Here is a 16766-nt window from a genome sequence, read left to right as displayed (position 1 = left end):
CGGTCGTCGCCGTCGGCCCGTACGGCCGCGCGGGAGCCCTCGGGAGGCCGCGGCGCGGAGCCTTCGCCCGCCGGCTTCGGCACGCCCGCCTCAGCCCGCCGGCGGCAGCTCGCCGGAGCCGCGGGTGACGAGCCTGGTCGGCAGTTCGATGCGGTCCGGCGCGAGAAGGGTGCCGTCCAGCTGCCGGAACAGGCGCTCGGCGGCGGTGCGGCCGAGGGCGGCCGCGTCCTGCGCGACCACGGTGACGCCCGGCTGGAGCAGGTCGGCCAGCTCGATGTCGTCGAAGCCGACGAGCGCGACGCCCGGCGTGTGCCCGGCCAGGACGCGGATGACGGTGACGGTCACCCGGTTGTTGCCGGTGAAGATCGCGGTGACCGGCTCCGGGTCCGCGAGCATGTCCTCGGCCGCCCTGCGCACCCGCTCGGGGTCGGTGACCCCCAGGGACATCCAGGCGTCCTTCACCGGGATGCCCGCGTCCTCCATGGCGGCCCGGTAGCCGCGCAGCCGCTCGGCGGCCGTGTGGATGCGGGGCATGTCACCGATGAAGCCGATCCTGCGGTGCCCGTGCGCGATGAGGTGGGCCACGCCGTCCCGGGCGCCGCCGAAGTTGTCGGACACCACCACGTCCGCGTCGATCTGCCCCGCCGGGCGGTCCACGAACACCGTCGCGACGCCCGCCTTCAGCTCGGGCTCCAGGTACCGGTGGTCGTCCCCGGCCGGAATGACCACGAGGCCGTCGACGCGCCGCGCGCACAGCGCCAGCACCAGCTCCTGCTCACGGTCCGGGTCCTCCGCGCTGGACCCGTTGATCAGCAGCGCGCCGTGCGCCCGGGCCACCTCCTCCACGGCGCGGCTGAGCGGCCCGTAGAACGGGTCGGCCAGATCCTCCAGGACGAGGCCGATGCTCGCGGTCCGTCCCTTGCGGAGGACCCGCGCGCTGTCGTTGCGGCGGAAGCCGAGGGCGTCGATGGCCTCCTGGACGCGGCGCTCGGTCTCCGGGGTGACGCCGGGCTCCCCGTTGACCACCCGGGAGACGGTCTTCAGGCCGACCCCGGCGCGCGCCGCGACGTCCTTCATGGTGGGGCGATTGCCGTAGCGGTTCCCGGGGAGGCGGTCTGCGCGGCGGGTCGTGTCGGGCACGATGCGGTGTCCTGTCCTGTCGTCCACGGGAGTGCGTCGGCTCCTGTCGTCCACGGGGGATGTGTCGGTCATGCGTTTGTATGAGGATGTGGCGTCGAGCATAGAGCCTGGACAACGTTGTCAGATGCGGGAGACACTGTCCATCGCACTCTCCGGTCCTCGTCCCCACCTGGGACCGGTCCACGGTGCGCACTTGTGTTCGCCTTTTTCGCTTTCTTTTTTCGTTTTCGGTCCGACGGGGAGATCCGACTCTGATGCACACCGACCTCGTGGCAGCGCTGGACATCGGCGGCACCAAGATCGCCGGTGCGCTGGTGGACGGCGACGGCCGCATCCACGCGCGCGCCCAGCGTGCGACGCCTGCCCGGGAGGACGGCGACACCGTGATGGGGGCGGTCGAGGCCGTGCTCGCGGAGCTGACGGCGTCGGCGCTGTGGGGGCGGGTCACGGCCGTCGGGATCGGCAGCGCGGGCCCGGTGGACGCCTCCGCCGGCACCGTGAGTCCGGTGAACGTGCCCGGCTGGCGCGACTACCCGCTGGTCCGACGGGTCCGGGACGCCGTCGGCGACCTGCCCGTCGAGCTGATCGGCGACGGGGTGGCCATCACGGCGGCCGAACACTGGCAGGGCGCCGCGCGGGGGCACGACAACGCGCTGTGCATGGTGGTCTCGACGGGTGTCGGCGGCGGACTGGTGCTGGGCGGCCGGCTGCACCCCGGCCCGACGGGCAACTCCGGCCACATCGGTCACATCAGCGTGGACCTGGACGGGGATCCCTGCCCGTGCGGTGCCCGCGGCTGCGTCGAGCGCATAGCGAGCGGCCCCAACATCGCCCGGCGCGCCCTGGACGGCGGCTGGCGGCCCGGCCCGGACGGTGACACCTCCGCCGCCGCGGTCGCCGCCGCCGCCCGCCTGGGCGACCCCGTCGCGGTCGCCTCCTTCGAGCGCGCCGCGCAGGCACTGGCCGCCGGTATCGCCGCCACCGCGACCCTGGTCGAGATCGACATCGCCGTGGTGGGCGGCGGCGTGGGCAAGGCGGGCGACGTCCTCTTCACCCCTCTGCGCAAGGCCCTGACCGACTACGCGACCCTCTCCTTCGTCCAGCGCCTGGTGGTCGTCCCCGCCCAGATGGGCACGGACGCGGGCCTCGTGGGGGCGGCTTCGGCGGCGCTGACCAGGGTGACCGGGGTGACGGCGGCGCACGTCTGAGCCGGCGCCGCACCGAGGCGACGGAGGAGTTGCCGGTCGCCCCTGGTCGACGACGGCAGGGGCGGGCCGGGGCGACGCTTCCCGGGGCGTACCCGTGACCACGGCGTCGCCCCGTAGTTGAACGGGGCATGAAGAAGCGCAGCATGCTCGCCCTCGCGTCCCTCGCCACCGGCTTCGTCGTCGCGGCCGTCACTCCGTCCCACTCCGAGCCGAGCGACCTCCCGCTCGGCCTCGACGCCGAGGGCGCCGTCAGCACCGCCCAGGACACGGTGGCCACCGAGAGCCTGACCCCGGACGACGACGCCCTGGGACAGCTGGGCTGACCCCGCGCGGGCCCTCCGCACTCACGGCGCCGGCACCCCTTTCCCCGGGGGCGCCGGCGCCGCTGTCGTACGCCCTCAACTGGGCCTGGTTTCCGTGGCAGGGTGGAGCGGGCAAGCCACAGGGGGCCAACAGAAGAGGGGGACCTGTGACCGTCGTCTGGATCAACGGCGCGTTCGGTGCGGGGAAGACCACCACCGCACGGGAACTGATCGAACTGATCCCGAACAGCACGCTCTTCGACCCCGAGATCATCGGCGGGGCACTCGCACACCTGCTGCCGCCCAAACGCCTGGCCGAGGCGGGCGACTTCCAGGACCTGCCGATCTGGCGCCGCCTGGTGATCGACACGGCGGCCGCGATGCTCGCCGAGCTCGGCGGGCACCTCGTGGTCCCGATGACCCTGCTCCGCCAGGAGTACCGGGACGAGATCTTCGGCGGGCTCGCCGCCCGCCGGATCGAGGTCAGGCACGTCCTGCTGGCCCCGGCCGAAACGATCCTGCGGGAGCGGATAGCGCGCCGTGAGATACCGGAGGGCCTGCCCGACGGCGAGATACGCGTGCGGCAGTGGTCGTACGACAACATCGAGCCCTACCGCTCCGCCCTCGCCTCCTGGCTCACGGCCGACGCCCACCCGGTCGACACCGGCGCCCTCACCCCGTACGAGGCCGCCGCCCGGGTCGCCGAGGCCGTCGGCACCGGCGCAGCCCCGGCCTGCGAGATCGTGCAGACTCCGGAGCCCACGGGCGAGACCGTCGCCGCCGGTGTCCTGCTCTTCGACGAGCGGGACCGCGTGCTGCTGGTCGACCCCACCTACAAGCCGGGCTGGGAGTTCCCCGGCGGGGTCGTCGAACCCGGCGAGGCGCCCGCCCGCGCGGGCATGCGCGAGGTCCACGAGGAGACCGGCATCCGCCTCGCCGACGTACCCGCACTGCTGGTCGTCGACTGGGAACGGCCCGCACCCCCGGCATACGGCGGTCTGCGGCTCCTCTTCGACGGCGGACGGCTCGCATCCGCCGACGCCGGCCGGGTGCTGCTCCCCGGTCAGGAACTGCGCGACTGGCGCTTCGTCACCGAGGACGAGGCGGCCGGCCTGCTGCCCCCGGTCCGCTACGAGCGGCTGCGCTGGGCACTGCGGGCCCGGGAACGCGGAGCCGCCCTCTACCTGGAGGCGGGCATCCCCGTCGGCTGACGTCACAGGGCCGCCCCGTGGCTCCGTGCCGACTCCCGCAGCGTCGGCCCGGCCTCAATCGGTGTGGAACACGCCGAGGATCACCCTGCCGTCGTCCGGCGACGAGACAACGGCGAACGTCGCCGTCGGACACCTCTGTCACCCGCGTCGGCCGGTCGAAGCCGCCCGTTGGAAGCAGCCGCAGCGCGTTCTCGTGCGGCGGAGGCTCCCAGCCTCGTACACGAGCGGCGGACCCGACGACCCCGGGCAGGGCCCCACGCGGAGGCGAGGCCCCTCTGCTCTGCCGACGGCAGAACCCGGGCAGTCCTCGCTCAGCTCGCCGCGTAGTTGCGCAGGAACAGCGCCTCGGCGACCGACAGCCGCTCCAGCTCCTGCGGGGACACGCTCTCGTTCACCGCGTGGATCTGCGCCTCCGGCTCGCTCAGGCCGATCAGCAGGATCTCGGCCTCCGGGTACAGCGCCGCCAGGGTGTTGCACAGCGGGATGGAGCCACCCTGACCGGCGTACTGCATCTCCTCGCCGGGGTACGCCACCGCCATCGCGTCCGCCATGGCCTGGTACGCCGGGCTGGTGGTGTCGGCGCGGAACGCCTGGCCCTGGCCGATCTGTTCGACGCCGACCCGGGCGCCCCACGGCGTGCGCGCCTCCAGATGCGCCTGGAGCAGCTTGGTGGCCTCGGCGGCGTCCACGCCCGGCGGCACCCTGAGGCTCACCAGCGCGCGGGCGCCGGCCTGCACCGACGGGGTGGCGCCGACGACCGGCGGGCAGTCGATGCCGAGCACGGTGACGGCCGGCCGGGCCCAGATCCGGTCCGCGACCGAACCGGAGCCGATCAGCTCCACGCCCTCCAGCACCCGCGCGTCCCGGCGGAACTGCTCCTCGTCGTACGCCAGGCCCTCCCACGCGCTGTCCGCCGCCAGCCCGTCGACGGTCGTGGAGCCGTCCTCGGCGCGCAGCGAGTCCAGTACGCGGATCAGGGCGGCCAGCGCGTCGGGCGCCGCACCGCCGAACTGGCCGGAGTGCAGGTTGCCTTCCAGGGTGTCCACGCGCACGCGTACCAGGGTCATGCCGCGCAGCGTCGAGGTGACCGTCGGCATGCCGACCCGGAAGTTGCCCGCGTCGCCGATGACGATGGTGTCGGCGGCCAGCAGCTCCGGGTGCGCCTCGGCGTACCGCTCCAGACCGCCCGTGCCCTGCTCCTCCGAACCCTCGGCGATCACCTTGACGTGCACCGGCACGCCGCCGTTCGCCTTGAGCGCGCGCAGCGCCAGCAGGTGCATCAGCACACCGCCCTTGCAGTCGGCAGCGCCGCGCCCGTACCAGCGGCCGTTGCGCTCGGTCAGCTCGAACGGCGGCGTGACCCAGCCGGCCTCGTCCAGCGGCGGCTGCACGTCGTAGTGCGCGTAGAGCAGCACCGTCTTGGCGCCCTCGGGCCCGGGCAGGTACCCGTACACCGACTGTGTGCCGTCCGGTGTGTCGAGCAGGTCCACGTCCTGGAATCCCTCGGCGCGCAGGGCGGACGCTATCCAGTTGGCGGCGCCGACGCTCTCGCTGCGCGGGAACTGGTCGAAGTCCGCCACCGATTTGAAGGCCACCAGCGCGGCGAGTTCCTCCTTCGCGCGGGGCAGCAGGGAGGAGACGGTCTCGGCGACCGGATTCGACGACATGGGCACGCTCCTTGTGGGTGCGACGTTGTACCAAGGAGTACTTGGATTGATGGGCCGATCCTCCCACAGTGGCCTGCGGCGATGGCCGCCGTAGGATGCGGGGGTCAGGTGCGGCATGCGGTTTGATCGGAGCAGTAGACCATCGTGAGCAGCGAGAACTCTTCGGCGGACGACGCGCGTCAGGTCTGGGACGTCGTCGTGGTGGGCGCGGGACCGGCAGGGGCCTCGGCCGCCTACGCGGCGGCGGTCGCGGGGCGCCGCGTGCTGGTGCTGGAGAAGGCGGAGCTGCCCCGCTACAAGACGTGCGGCGGCGGCATCATCGGTCCCTCGCGGGACACCCTTCCGCCGGGCTTCGAGCTGCCCTTCCGGGACCGGGTGCACGCGGTGACGTTCTCGAACAACGGACGCTTCACCCGGACCCGGCGCTCCCGGCAGATGCTGTTCGGGCTGATCAACCGGCCCGAGTTCGACCAGCAGCTCGTCGAGCACGCGCAGAAGGCGGGCGCCGAGGTGCGCACCGGGGCGACGGTGGCCCGGGTGGAGCAGCACGGGTCGGCGGTCCCGGACCGGCGCACCGTCGCGGTCGTCCTCCAGGGCGGGGAGACCGTGCTGGCACGCGCGGTCGTCGGCGCGGACGGCAGCGCCAGCCGGATAGGCGCGCACGTCGGGGTGAAGCTGGACCAGGTGGACCTCGGCCTGGAGGCGGAGATCCCGGTGCCGGACACGGTCGCCGAGGACTGGAAGGGCCGCGTCCTCATCGACTGGGGGCCGATGCCCGGCAGTTACGGCTGGGTCTTCCCCAAGGGCGACACGCTCACCGTCGGGGTGATCTCGGCGCGGGGCGAGGGCGCGGCGACCAAGCGGTACCTTGAGGACTTCGTCGGCCGGCTCGGACTCGCCGGCTTCGAGCCGAGCATTTCCTCCGGCCATCTGACCCGCTGCCGCGCGGACGACTCGCCGCTCTCCCGCGGCCGGGTCCTGGTCTGCGGCGACGCGGCGGGCCTCCTGGAGCCGTGGACCCGCGAGGGCATCTCCTTCGCGCTGCGGTCGGGCCGGCTCGCGGGGGAGTGGGCGGTGCGGATCTCGGAGGCGCACGACGCGGTGGACGCGCGCAGGCAGGCGCTCAACTACGCCTTCGCCATCAAGGCGGGCCTCGGCGTGGAGATGAGCGTCGGCAAGCGGATGCTGACGGTGTTCGAGCGCCGTCCCGGTCTCTTCCACGCGGCCCTGACCGGCTTCCGCCCGGCCTGGAAGGCGTTCAAGGACATCACCCAGGGATCGACCTCCCTGGGCGAACTGGTCCGCGGCCACCCGCTGGCCCAGCGCGCCCTGACGGCCATGGACCGGCGCCCCACCGACGCCTCGGCGAACGAGGGGGTCGATTCCTGACCCGCCCGGCCTGTGCACCGTCGCCCTCGCACTCCTGGAGACGCGTCGCCCGGACCCACCCAGGGGCGCGGGGAACCGTGTGCCCGGGCCACCACGCGCCTGCCCGGCCACTGTCAGAAGTTCCCTGGAGCCCTTGAACGGACGCCGCGCTGACCTACCCAGGGGCGCGGGGTACGGCGTGTCCGGGCCACCACGCGCCTGCCCGGCCACTGTCAGAAGTTCCCTGGAGCCCTTGAACGGACGCCGCGCTGACCCACCCAGGGGCGCGGGGAACGGCGCGCCCAGCCACCACGCGCCCGCAGCCGACCACCGGCAGAAGCCCCCGCTCACGGCCGGGCCGTCCCACTGCCGGAGCCCGCCGTACTTCCCCGGGAGTACCCGTGATCACCACGCCCGGCTGACGCCGCCGGAGGCACACGGCGTCTAGCGTGGCCGCATGGACGGACAGCGCGAGCGCCGCGGCGGGCCACCGCAGTGGTGGCGGCTCGGACCCCCGTGGTGGGACCGGCGGGACGACGAGCACCGCCGACCCCGCTGGCCCTGGCGTTCCACCGCGCTGATCACGGCGTTCGTGCTGATCGGCTCCAACTTCGCCGCGCACGCCCAGGCGGGGGAGCGGGCCGGCCTGGACCCCTTCGCGCGGGCACTGCTGTTCGTCACCGGGGCCGCCCTGCTGTGGCGGCAGCGCCACCCGGTGCCCGTGGTGTTCGGCACGGCGGCCGCCACGCTGCTCTACCTGGGTTCGGGATACCCGTACGGGCCGGTGTTCGTGGCCGTCGCGGTGGCCTGCTTCAGTGCCGTCGTCACCGGGCACCGCCGGGCCGCGTGGACGGCGATGGCCACGCTGTGGGCCGGGCACGCCCTGGTGTCGCACTGGCTCTACAGCCGGCTGCCGCCGTCCGGGGACTCCGCCGCCTCCTGGGGAGAGGAGATCGTGATCGCCACCTGGGTGGTTGCGATCGTGGCGCTGTCGGAGCTGGCCCGGACCCGGCGCGAGCAGTGGGCGCGGGAACGGGCCGAACGGGCCCAGGCGGCGAAGCGCCGCGCGGACGAGGAGCGGCTCCGGATCGCCCGTGAGCTGCACGACGTACTCGCGCACAGCATCTCCGTGATCAACGTGCAGGCGGGCGTCGGACTCGCCCTCCTCGACTCCGACCCGGAGCAGGCGCGCACCGCGCTCACCACCATCAAGGACCAGAGCAAGGAGGCGCTCGGCGAGGTGCGGCAGGTCCTCGACGCCCTGCGTACCCCCGGAGACGCGCCGCGCGCACCGGCCCCCGGCCTCGACCGGCTGCCCGAACTGGTCGAGCAGGCGGCGAGCGCGGGCCTCACCGTCGAGGTCGAGGGGGAGTCGCCGCGACTGTCGCCCGGTACCGACCTGGCGGCGTTCCGCATCGTCCAGGAGGCGCTCACCAACGTGGTGCGGCACTCGGGTTCGCGGCACGCGCGCGTGCGCCTCGACCGGGACGGCCGCACGCTGCGGCTGCGCGTCGACGACGACGGACCAGCGACGCACGCCGACGCGGGCGGCAGCGGCAACGGGCTGGCCGGGATGCGGGAGCGGGCGGCCGCGCTGGGTGGCACCATCGAGGCGGGCCCGCGCGCCGACGGTGGCTTCCGCGTGCTCGCCGCGCTGCCGATCGACGTGGCGCACACGAAGGAGGAGGACCGGTGATCCGCGTACTACTCGCCGACGACCAGTCACTGGTACGGGCCGGATTCCGGGCCCTCCTGGACGCCCAGGCGGACATCGAGGTGGTCGCCGAGGCCGCCGACGGCGAGGAGGCGGTGCGCGTGATCCGCGAACTGCGCCCCGACGTCGTCCTGATGGACATCCGCATGCCCCTGCTCGACGGCCTGGCCGCGACCCGCCGGATCACCGGGGACGCCGGCCTTCGGGAGGTGAGGGTCGTCATGCTCACCACCTTCGAACTCGACGAGTACGTCTTCGAGGCCATCCGCTCGGGCGCCTCCGGCTTCCTGGTCAAGGACACCGAACCCGAGGAACTCCTGCGCGCCGTGCGCGCGGTGGTGGACGGCGACGCGCTGCTGTCGCCCGGCGTGACCCGGCGCCTGATCGCCGAGTTCGCCGCCCGGTCCAAGGAGCCCGCGGCGGCGGGCGAGCTGGCCCGGCTGACCGAGCGGGAACGGGAGGTGATGGCCCTGGTCGGCATCGGCCTGTCCAACGAGGAGATCGCCCGCAGACTGGTCGTCAGCCCGCTCACCGCCAAGACCCACGTCAGCCGCACCATGGTCAAGCTGGGCGCCCGCGACCGCGCCCAACTGGTCGTGCTCGCCTACGAGTCGGGGTTGGTACGGCCGGGCTGGCTGGGCTGACCCCCGCGACCGAACCGCACCAGCACACTCACCACCCGCACCAGGAACACCGCGACGGCCAGTACGGCTCCCGCGGTCACGAGCACACCCCGCGAACCGGCCGGCAGGGCGAAGAGATACGCGGGTCCCGCCACGGCCCCGAACAGCACGGCCGCCGCGAACGCCGCGCTGCACAGCGCGTAGCCGATCTCGACCGTCATCGCGTCCCGCTCGCCCTGCGTCCGCCGTCCCCCGTATGTCTCCATGCCGGCAAGTCTGGCAGGACGGGGCCGGTCCGGCGACCGGTCTTCCGCGCCGCGTGGGCTCTGCTACGGTGCGGCCATGGCGGGGGACAGGTCCGAACAGGCGCTCGTCGCGCGGTGGCGCGGCATGCTGGCACTGCACGCCAGGACCCAGTGCGAACTCGACCGCGCGCTGCACCGACACGGGCTCTGCGGCAGCGACTTCGAGGTGCTCGACATCCTGGCGGGCTCGCCGGACGCCGACGGCGCCTGCGGCTACCGGGTGCAGCAGATCTCCGAGCGGGTCCATCTGAGCCAGAGCGCGCTGTCCCGGCTGGTCGCCCGCCTGGAGAAGGACGGCCTCGTCGAGCGCTCCCTGTGCCCGGAGGACCGGCGGGGCGTCCGGGTGGCGCTCACCGCCGAGGGGCGGGCCCGGCACGGCGCGGCGCTCCCGGTGCAGCGGGCCGTGCTGAACCGGATGCTGGTGCGCTGACCGTTTCCGCCCCTCAGCTCTCCACCGCCGCGCGCCGGGTCGCCACCGCGACGAGCACCGCGACCGCCGCGAGCACGGCCACACTGGTGAGCGCGGCCGGCAGGGAGAACCAGTCGGCCATGAAGCCGATCGCGGGCGGCCCGAGCAGCATGCCGCCGTATCCCAGCGTGGACGCGGTCGCCACCCCGCTCGGTCCGCCCAGGGCGCCGGCCCGTTCGACGGCGACCGGGAAGATGTTGGCGAGTCCGAGCCCGGTGATCGCGAAGCCGAACAGGGCCGCCCACACCGACGGGGCGAGCGAGCCGAGCAGCATCCCGGCCACGGCGGTGGTGCCGCCCGCCACCACCGTGGTGGTCCGGCCCAGCCGTTCCAGCAGGGTCGTTCCGGTCAGCCGGCCGACGGTCATGGCGAGGGCGAAGCAGGAGTAGCCGGCCGCGGCCAGACCCGGCGAGGCGTCCAGGTCCTGCTCCAGGTGCAGGGCGCCCCAGTCGGCCATGGCGCCCTCGCCGTACGCCGTGCACAGCGCGATCAGGCCGAAGGTGACGACCAGGCGGCGGGTCCGGCGGTCGAGGCGGCGTGGGGAGCCGTCGTCCCCGGCCGGGCGGTCGGGCGGCGCGGCGGGCTCGCAGCGCAGCAGGGCGCGGCCCGCGACGAGGGTGACCAGCAGTCCGAGCACTGTGAGGCCGAGCAGGTGCCGCGTCGGGGACAGCGATCCGGCGACCAGCCCGCCGAGTCCGGCGCCGACCATGCCGCCGAGACTGAACGCCGCGTGGAAGCTCGGCATGATCGGCCGCCGCAGCACGGCCACCAGATCGACGGCGGCGCTGTTGAAGGCGACGTTGATCCCGCCGTACGCGCTGCCGAAGACCAGAAGGACGGCGCCCAGGGCGAGCGCCGAGTGGGTGAGCGGGGGCAGGGCGATGCTCAGGCAGAGCAGGACCGCGCAGGCGACGGTGACGGGATGGCTGCCGTAGCGGCGGACCAGCCGGCCGGTGAGCGTCATGGTGACGACGGCACCGGCCGAGACACCGAGCAGGGCCAGCCCCAGGGCGCTGGCGGAGGCACCGGTCTGCTCCTTGATGGCGGGGATGCGCACCACCCAGCCGGCGAAGACGAAGCCGTCGAGGGCGAAGAAGGCGGTCAGGGCGATGCGCAGGCGGGTGAGATCGTCGCGGGGACCCGGCACGGCGCTGTGCGATCGGGTTTTGTTTATTAGCGGCACAAAGTCAGGCTAGGTGCCGGACGGGGACCGCGGCAAGGCACCGTTGTCCGCCCGCGTCATTTGACGGAGCCGCCGGTGATCCCGGCGGCGATGTACTTCTGGGCGAGGACGAGCAGGATCGCCGCCGGTACCGCGGAGAGAACGGAGGCGGCCATGACCGAGCCCCAGTCGCCGACGTGCGCGCCGATGTACTGGTAGATGCCCAGGGTGACGGGCTTGACCTCGTCGGTCGTGTTCAGGGTCAGCGCGAACATGAAGTCGCTCCACGCGAACAGGAACGCGAACAGTCCCGAGGTGATCAACGAGTTGCGGCTCATCGGCAGCACCACCTTCGCGAACGTCCGAACCGGCCCGGCCCCGTCGATCTGTGCGGCCTCGATCACCTCGCCCGGTATCGACACCATGAAGGAGCGCATCAACACGATGGAGAACGGGATGCCCAGCGAGGCGTCCGCGAGCATCAGGCCGAAGTAGGAGTTGACCAGGCCCAGGTCCACGTACGAGTTGTAGAGCGCGTTGGCGATGACGATGCCCGGCACCATCTGGGTGATCAGGGTGCCGAACACGATGGTGCGCGAGCCGCGCAGCCCGAACCGCGCGAGCCCGTACGCCGCCGGCGCCGAGATCGCCAGGCAGAGGGCGACCGCGCCGAGCGACACGGCCAGTGAGGTCAGCAGGTGCCCGCCCTGGTCGCGGATCGCCTTGGAGAAGCCGGACAGGTCGAGGCCGCCCGGCACCGGGTCGACCCGGAGCAGCCCCGACTCGGGCTGGAGCGCGGTGTTGAGCATCCAGTACAGCGGGAAGAGCATCACGCCGAGGACGAGCACACCGGCGACGGTGGAGCCCCAGCGGCGCCGGGACGCGGTGGGCGTGTGGGTGGCCATCGTCGGTCACTTCCCCTCGGTGCGGTTGGCCCGCAGATAGAACACCGCGAACACGGCGGAGATCAGGATGAGTACGTTGCCGACCACGGCGCCCGCGCCGAAGTCCAGCTGGACGAAGGAGTTCTGGTACGTCAGCGTGCCGAGCGTCTGCGTGGCGTCGGCCGGTCCGCCGTCGGTCAGGGCGAGGATCAGGTCGAGGATCTTCACCGTCGACATGAACCCGAGCACCAGCACGACCGTGACGACCGGCCTGAGCACCGGCAGTGTGACGGAGCGGAAGGTCCGCCACGCCGACGCGCCGTCCAGGGCGGCCGCCTCGTGCAGTTCCCTCGGGATCTCCTGGAGGCCGCCGTACAGGATGACCATGTTGAACGGGATGCCGATCCAGACGTTGACCAGCACGACCGACAGCAGGGCAAGGTCCGGGCTGGTCAGCCAGGGGGCGTGGCCGCCGGCCCCGAGGGTGTCCAGGAACGAGTTCAGCACGCCCGTGTCCTGGTCGAGGATGCGCCGCCACACGATGCCGGAGACCACCATGGGCACCAGCCAGGGCAGCAGGATCAGCGAACGCAGCACGCCGTTCAGCGGGAAGCGGCGGCTGAAGAAGACCGCGAGCGCCAGCCCGATGCAGAACTGCCCGAGCAGCGACCCGGCGGTGAACACCAGCGTGTGCCACAGCGCCTTGCCGAACAGCGCGTCCTGGAACACGTTGGACCAGTTGTCGGCCCCGTTGAAGGGGGCCTCCCCGGTGAAGAAGGTCTTCGGCGTGTAGTGCTGGAAGCTCATCACGACGTTGCGGACCAGCGGATAGCCGAAGAACAGCAGCATGAAGACGACGGCGGGGGCGACGAACCCCCACTGCGCGAGCCGGCGCCGGGTCCGGGCGGTGACGGTGGGCGTGGTCATGGGGGCGTACCTCAGTTCCCGCTCGTGGCCCGCTGCTGGGCGCGCTTCAGGGCGGACTCACTGGACTGGCCGGTCAGGGCGGACTGGAAGGCGCTCTGCAGCGCGAGCGACACACTCGACCAGCCGGCGCCGAGCTGCGCCGTCCGGGACCGGGCGACGGCCACTTGCCCGGCGAGGGAGTCCAGTTCGGGCACCCGTTCGCGCCAGGCGGCGGCCGCCCGGGCGTTGGCCGGGACCATCCAGCTGTTGAGCGCGTAGGTGAGTTGCTCCTCCTCGCTCGACAGACAGGCCACGATCTTCCCAGCCGTCCTCTCCCGCGCCTCGTCACCGGTGTTGGGCACGGTGAGCACGGCGCCGCCCAGGGGACCCACCGAGTCGTCACCGGCTCGGGGGACCGGGATCGGCGCGATGCCCCAGTGCAGCGACTCGTCGCTGTTGAGGGTCTCCACCTGCCACGGCCCGTTGATCATCATCGCCGCGTTGCCGGCCATGAACTGGTCGTTGACGTCCGCCTGTGTCCAGTTGACCGTCGACTTCGAGAGCGAACCGTCACTCAGCAGGCCCTTCCAGTAGTCGAGGGCCTCGACCACCTTCGGACCGTCCAAGTCGGTCTCGTCGCCGCCGTTGGACCACATGAACGGCATGAACTGGAAGACGCCGTCCTCCGCGCCGCCCGCGCTGAGCGCCACTCCGTACCGCCCGCCCCGGGTGAGCTGCTTCGCGGTCTCCCGCAACTGGGCCCAGGTGGTGGGCACTCGCACGCCCGCCTCGTCGAGGACGTCCTTGTCGTAGAACAGGGCGAGCGTGTTCACGGACCGGGCAGCGCCGTAGTACGTCCCTTTGTACGAGCCGAAGTCGACGATGCCGTCGGGTATGCCGTCGGTGCTCAGCCCGAGGGTCCCGAGGTCGACCAGACCGCCCGCCTCGGCGAACGTCGGCATCTCGGACGCGTCGAACTGCACGATGTCCGGCAGTGACTTGGACGACGCCATGCGCAGTGCCTTCGTCATCACCTGCGCCGCCGGAACGCTCTGCTGCTCGATGGTGACCCCCAGCCTCTCCCCGCAGCGGGCCATCGCCTCGGCGTCCCAGCGGTGGTAGGACTCGTCGGTCGAGGAATTCATCACGGTGTACACGCCGGCGTCGCGCTGCTGCCCGCAGCCGGCCAGCGCCGCCCCGGCGACCAGCACGGAAGCGGTGACGAGCGAGGTGAAGCGCTTCGACATGGTGCGGCCCTTGCTGTCGTCCCGTCCGGCTACCCCGCCGGACCGTTTTGTTTGATGGGATGACTAATACGTCAAGGACCCGCTCCCGCGCTAGACCGAAGCAGCCGCGGCCTCTTCACTCCGTGCGGTGACGGTGCTGTTGTTTTTGGTGATCACGCCTGTTCAAAGCGGTTGGGTTGACGTGAACGCCTCGGCACGGGGAGGGGTTCTGTGTACGATCAACAAGCTGTGCGACGGCTTGTGCGCTCCCCATCCGACAGCTTCCGCCCCACCCGAGGAAGATCATGAAGTTCACCGACGGCTTCTGGCTCATCCGTGAGGGTGTGCATCTCTCGTACGCCACCGAGATACGCGATGTACGCCCGGAATCGAAGCGCTTCACTGCCTATGCCGCCGTGAAGAAGGTGGCGCGGAGGGGGGACACGCTCAACGCGCCGCTGCTCACGGTCGAATGCTTCTCGCCCGCCGAGGGGGTCATCGGCGTCCGCGTCACCCATCACGCCGGAAAGCGCGGGCCCGGCCCCGACTTCGCCCTCGCCGGCCCGGCCGACGGCGCCGGCGCGGTGCGCCAGGACGGCACCGTCACCGAGCTGACCAGCGGCCCGCTCACGCTCCGGCTGGACCGCGCCGGTCCCTGGGGCCTGACCTTCCACGACGCGGACGGACGCGAGCTGACCCGGGCGAACGCCAAGGGCACCGCCTTCGCCACCACCGGCGACGGCGCCCACCACATGGTGAGCCGGCTCTCGCTCGGCGTCGGCGAGCAGGTCTACGGCCTCGGCGAACGCTTCACCCCGTTCGTCAAGAACGGCCAGGTCGTGGACATGTGGCAGGCCGACGGCGGCACCAGCAGTGAGCAGGCCTACAAGAACATCCCGTTCTACCTCTCCTCGCGCGGCTACGGCGTCTTCGTCAACCACCCCGGCGCGGTCTCCTTCGAGGTCGGCTCCGAGTCCGTGGGCCAGGTGCAGTTCAGCGTCGAGGACCAGACGCTGGAGTACTACGTCGTCGCCGGGCCCACCCCCAAGGACGTCCTCACCCGCTACACCGCCCTCACCGGCCGCCCCGCCCTCCCCCCGGCCTGGTCCTTCGGCCTCTGGCTCACGACGTCCTTCACCACGTCGTACGACGAGCGGACCGTGACGTCCTTCGTGGACGGCATGGCCGAACGCGGCATACCGCTGACCGTCTTCCACTTCGACTGCTTCTGGATGCGCGAGTACCAGTGGTGCGACTTCCAGTGGGACCCGGACGTCTTCCCCGATCCGGAGGGCATGCTCGCCCGGCTCAAGGCGAAGGGACTGAAGGTCAGCGTCTGGATCAACCCCTACATCGCCCAGAAGTCCCCGCTCTTCGACGAGGCCGCCGCCCTCGGGCACCTGGTCCGCAGGCCGGACGGCGACGTGTGGCAGTGGGACCTGTGGCAGGCCGGGATGGGCCTGGTCGACTTCACCGACCCCGCCGCCCGCGACTGGTTCGCCGGGAAGCTCAAACCCCTGCTCGACCAGGGCGTGGACTCCTTCAAGACCGACTTCGGCGAGCGCGTCCCCACCGACGTCGTCTGGCACGACGGCTCCGACCCGGAGCGCATGCACAACTACTACACCCACCTCTTCAACCGCACCGTCTTCGAACTCCTGGAGAAGGAGCGCGGCCAGGGCGAGGCGGTCCTCTTCGCCCGCTCGGCGACCGCGGGCGGGCAGCAGTACCCCGTCCACTGGGGCGGTGACTGCTGGTCGTCCTTCGAGGCGATGGCCGAGTCGCTGCGGGGCGGACTGTCGCTCTCCCTGAGCGGCTTCGGCTTCTGGAGCCACGACATCGGGGGCTTCGAGGGCACGCCCGACGCATCGGTCTTCACCCGCTGGCTGGCCTTCGGCCTGCTCTCCTCGCACAGCAGGCTGCACGGCTCCTCGTCGTACCGGGTGCCCTGGGAGTTCGGCGAGGAGGCGGTCGACGTGGCCCGCCGGTTCACCCTCCTCAAGCACCGCCTGATGCCCTACCTGTACGGCGTCGCCGCCGAGGCCCACCGCACCGGCGTGCCGATGATGCGTCCGATGCTCCTGGAGTTCCCCCAAGATCCCGGCTGCCGCCCGCTGGACCGCCAGTACATGCTCGGCCCGGACCTCCTGGTCGCCCCGGTCTTCACCGAGGACGGCGAGGTGGAGGTCTACCTCCCCGAGGGCACCTGGACCCACCTCCTGACCGGCGAGCCCGTCACGGGCCCGGCCTGGCGCACCGAACGGCACGCCTTCGACAGCCTGCCGCTGTACGTCCGCGAGGGCGCGGTCCTGCCGCTGGCCCTGGACGACCGGCGCCCTGACGGCGACTGGCTGGACGACCCGACCCTGCTGGTCCACCCGCCCGCCGGCGCGGACTACGCGACCGAGGTCACCGTGCCCGACCTGCTGGGCACCCCGGCCGCCACCTTCCGCGTGCGCCGCGACGGCGACGTCCTGCGGGTCACCGCCACCGGCACCGACCGGCCGTTCACCGTGCGGGTCGCGGGCGGCGGGAGCGCGCGCGGCGCGGGTGAGGTGACGGTGCCGCTGGGGTGAGCCCG

At 72.5% G+C, this 16766-nt stretch carries 15 protein-coding genes; 8 read left to right on the top strand and 7 right to left on the bottom strand.

Annotation, left to right across the window (positions count from 1 at the left end; translation table 11 throughout):
- Positions 1–90: 90 nt before the first annotated feature.
- Positions 91–1167: a LacI family DNA-binding transcriptional regulator gene (locus ACGF3J_RS25470; protein WP_161329996.1), complete on the bottom strand. Its 1077-nt coding sequence runs from the start codon at positions 1165–1167 to the stop codon at positions 91–93.
- Positions 1168–1394: 227 nt separating this feature from the next.
- Here ACGF3J_RS25470 and ACGF3J_RS25465 point away from each other — a divergent pair, with 227 nt between their 5' ends.
- From ACGF3J_RS25465 to ACGF3J_RS25455, 3 genes are all read left to right on the top strand, one after another.
- Positions 1395–2348, top strand: coding sequence for an ROK family protein (locus ACGF3J_RS25465; protein ID WP_393854894.1), 954 nt, complete (start codon positions 1395–1397; stop codon positions 2346–2348).
- A 128-nt stretch (positions 2349–2476) separates the two neighbouring features.
- The gene (locus ACGF3J_RS25460; protein WP_161328620.1) at positions 2477–2671 is read left to right on the top strand and encodes a hypothetical protein; all 195 of its coding nucleotides are present in this window, start codon (positions 2477–2479) and stop codon (positions 2669–2671) included.
- A gap of 146 nt (positions 2672–2817) precedes the next feature.
- Complete coding sequence (locus tag ACGF3J_RS25455; RefSeq protein ID WP_393854893.1) at positions 2818–3861, top strand: NUDIX domain-containing protein; 1044 nt, start codon at positions 2818–2820, stop codon at positions 3859–3861.
- A gap of 311 nt (positions 3862–4172) precedes the next feature.
- Here the strand turns inward: ACGF3J_RS25455 and ACGF3J_RS25450 are convergent, their stop codons facing one another.
- A complete protein-coding gene (locus ACGF3J_RS25450) occupies positions 4173–5528 on the bottom strand; it encodes a dipeptidase (protein WP_161328622.1) in 1356 nt (451 codons plus the stop codon).
- Between the two features lie 144 nt (positions 5529–5672).
- Between ACGF3J_RS25450 and ACGF3J_RS25445 the strand changes: the two genes are divergently transcribed.
- From ACGF3J_RS25445 to ACGF3J_RS25435, 3 genes are all read left to right on the top strand, one after another.
- Positions 5673–6917, top strand: a complete 1245-nt coding sequence (locus ACGF3J_RS25445) for a geranylgeranyl reductase family protein (RefSeq protein ID WP_161328623.1) — start codon at positions 5673–5675, stop codon at positions 6915–6917.
- Positions 6918–7353: 436 nt separating this feature from the next.
- Entirely contained in the window at positions 7354–8592 is a 1239-nt protein-coding gene (locus ACGF3J_RS25440) for a sensor histidine kinase (RefSeq protein ID WP_393854892.1), read from the top strand.
- Positions 8589–9254: a response regulator transcription factor gene (locus tag ACGF3J_RS25435; protein ID WP_125489608.1), complete on the top strand. Its 666-nt coding sequence runs from the start codon at positions 8589–8591 to the stop codon at positions 9252–9254. Before ACGF3J_RS25440 ends, ACGF3J_RS25435 begins: the two co-directional genes overlap by 4 nt.
- On the opposite strand, the gene ACGF3J_RS25430 is transcribed toward ACGF3J_RS25435, so the two are convergent.
- Positions 9215–9499 (bottom strand): DUF6332 family protein, encoded by a 285-nt coding sequence (locus ACGF3J_RS25430; protein ID WP_125489609.1) that lies wholly within the window; start codon positions 9497–9499, stop codon positions 9215–9217. The genes ACGF3J_RS25435 and ACGF3J_RS25430 overlap by 40 nt on opposite strands.
- A gap of 76 nt (positions 9500–9575) precedes the next feature.
- Here ACGF3J_RS25430 and ACGF3J_RS25425 point away from each other — a divergent pair, with 76 nt between their 5' ends.
- Positions 9576–9968, top strand: coding sequence for a MarR family winged helix-turn-helix transcriptional regulator (locus ACGF3J_RS25425; protein ID WP_161328625.1), 393 nt, complete (start codon positions 9576–9578; stop codon positions 9966–9968).
- A gap of 13 nt (positions 9969–9981) precedes the next feature.
- Here the strand turns inward: ACGF3J_RS25425 and ACGF3J_RS25420 are convergent, their stop codons facing one another.
- From ACGF3J_RS25420 to ACGF3J_RS25405, 4 genes are all read right to left on the bottom strand, one after another.
- Positions 9982–11154 carry an MFS transporter gene (locus ACGF3J_RS25420; RefSeq protein WP_393854891.1) on the bottom strand — a complete coding sequence of 391 codons (1173 nt, stop codon included), beginning with the start codon at positions 11152–11154 and terminating at the stop codon, positions 9982–9984.
- Between the two features lie 92 nt (positions 11155–11246).
- Entirely contained in the window at positions 11247–12074 is an 828-nt protein-coding gene (locus tag ACGF3J_RS25415) for a carbohydrate ABC transporter permease (RefSeq protein WP_393854890.1), read from the bottom strand.
- A gap of 6 nt (positions 12075–12080) precedes the next feature.
- Complete coding sequence (locus tag ACGF3J_RS25410) at positions 12081–12980, bottom strand: carbohydrate ABC transporter permease (protein ID WP_393854889.1); 900 nt, start codon at positions 12978–12980, stop codon at positions 12081–12083.
- A gap of 11 nt (positions 12981–12991) precedes the next feature.
- Positions 12992–14206 (bottom strand): ABC transporter substrate-binding protein, encoded by a 1215-nt coding sequence (locus ACGF3J_RS25405; RefSeq protein ID WP_393854888.1) that lies wholly within the window; start codon positions 14204–14206, stop codon positions 12992–12994.
- Between the two features lie 284 nt (positions 14207–14490).
- On the opposite strand from ACGF3J_RS25405, the gene yicI reads away from it, so the two are divergent.
- The gene (yicI, locus tag ACGF3J_RS25400; RefSeq protein ID WP_393854887.1) at positions 14491–16761 is read left to right on the top strand and encodes an alpha-xylosidase; all 2271 of its coding nucleotides are present in this window, start codon (positions 14491–14493) and stop codon (positions 16759–16761) included.
- The last annotated feature ends 5 nt before the right edge of the window (positions 16762–16766 follow it).

It is taken from the genome of Streptomyces sp. NPDC048171, from assembly GCF_043202655.1.
In the GTDB taxonomy this organism is placed as follows: Bacteria; Actinomycetota; Actinomycetes; order Streptomycetales; family Streptomycetaceae; genus Streptomyces.
This window is presented reverse-complemented; position numbering and strand designations above follow the sequence as displayed.

Coding starts and splice junctions, on each gene's coding strand:
- ACGF3J_RS25440 (WP_393854892.1), top strand. CDS start 7,354: ATGGACGGACAGCGCGAGCGCCGCGGCGGGCCACCGCAGTGGTGGCGG.
- ACGF3J_RS25410 (WP_393854889.1), bottom strand. CDS start 12,980: ATGACCACGCCCACCGTCACCGCCCGGACCCGGCGCCGGCTCGCGCAG.
- ACGF3J_RS25425 (WP_161328625.1), top strand. CDS start 9,576: ATGGCGGGGGACAGGTCCGAACAGGCGCTCGTCGCGCGGTGGCGCGGC.
- ACGF3J_RS25415 (WP_393854890.1), bottom strand. CDS start 12,074: ATGGCCACCCACACGCCCACCGCGTCCCGGCGCCGCTGGGGCTCCACC.
- ACGF3J_RS25405 (WP_393854888.1), bottom strand. CDS start 14,206: ATGTCGAAGCGCTTCACCTCGCTCGTCACCGCTTCCGTGCTGGTCGCC.
- ACGF3J_RS25465 (WP_393854894.1), top strand. CDS start 1,395: ATGCACACCGACCTCGTGGCAGCGCTGGACATCGGCGGCACCAAGATC.
- yicI (WP_393854887.1), top strand. CDS start 14,491: ATGAAGTTCACCGACGGCTTCTGGCTCATCCGTGAGGGTGTGCATCTC.
- ACGF3J_RS25460 (WP_161328620.1), top strand. CDS start 2,477: ATGAAGAAGCGCAGCATGCTCGCCCTCGCGTCCCTCGCCACCGGCTTC.
- ACGF3J_RS25450 (WP_161328622.1), bottom strand. CDS start 5,528: ATGTCGTCGAATCCGGTCGCCGAGACCGTCTCCTCCCTGCTGCCCCGC.
- ACGF3J_RS25430 (WP_125489609.1), bottom strand. CDS start 9,499: ATGGAGACATACGGGGGACGGCGGACGCAGGGCGAGCGGGACGCGATG.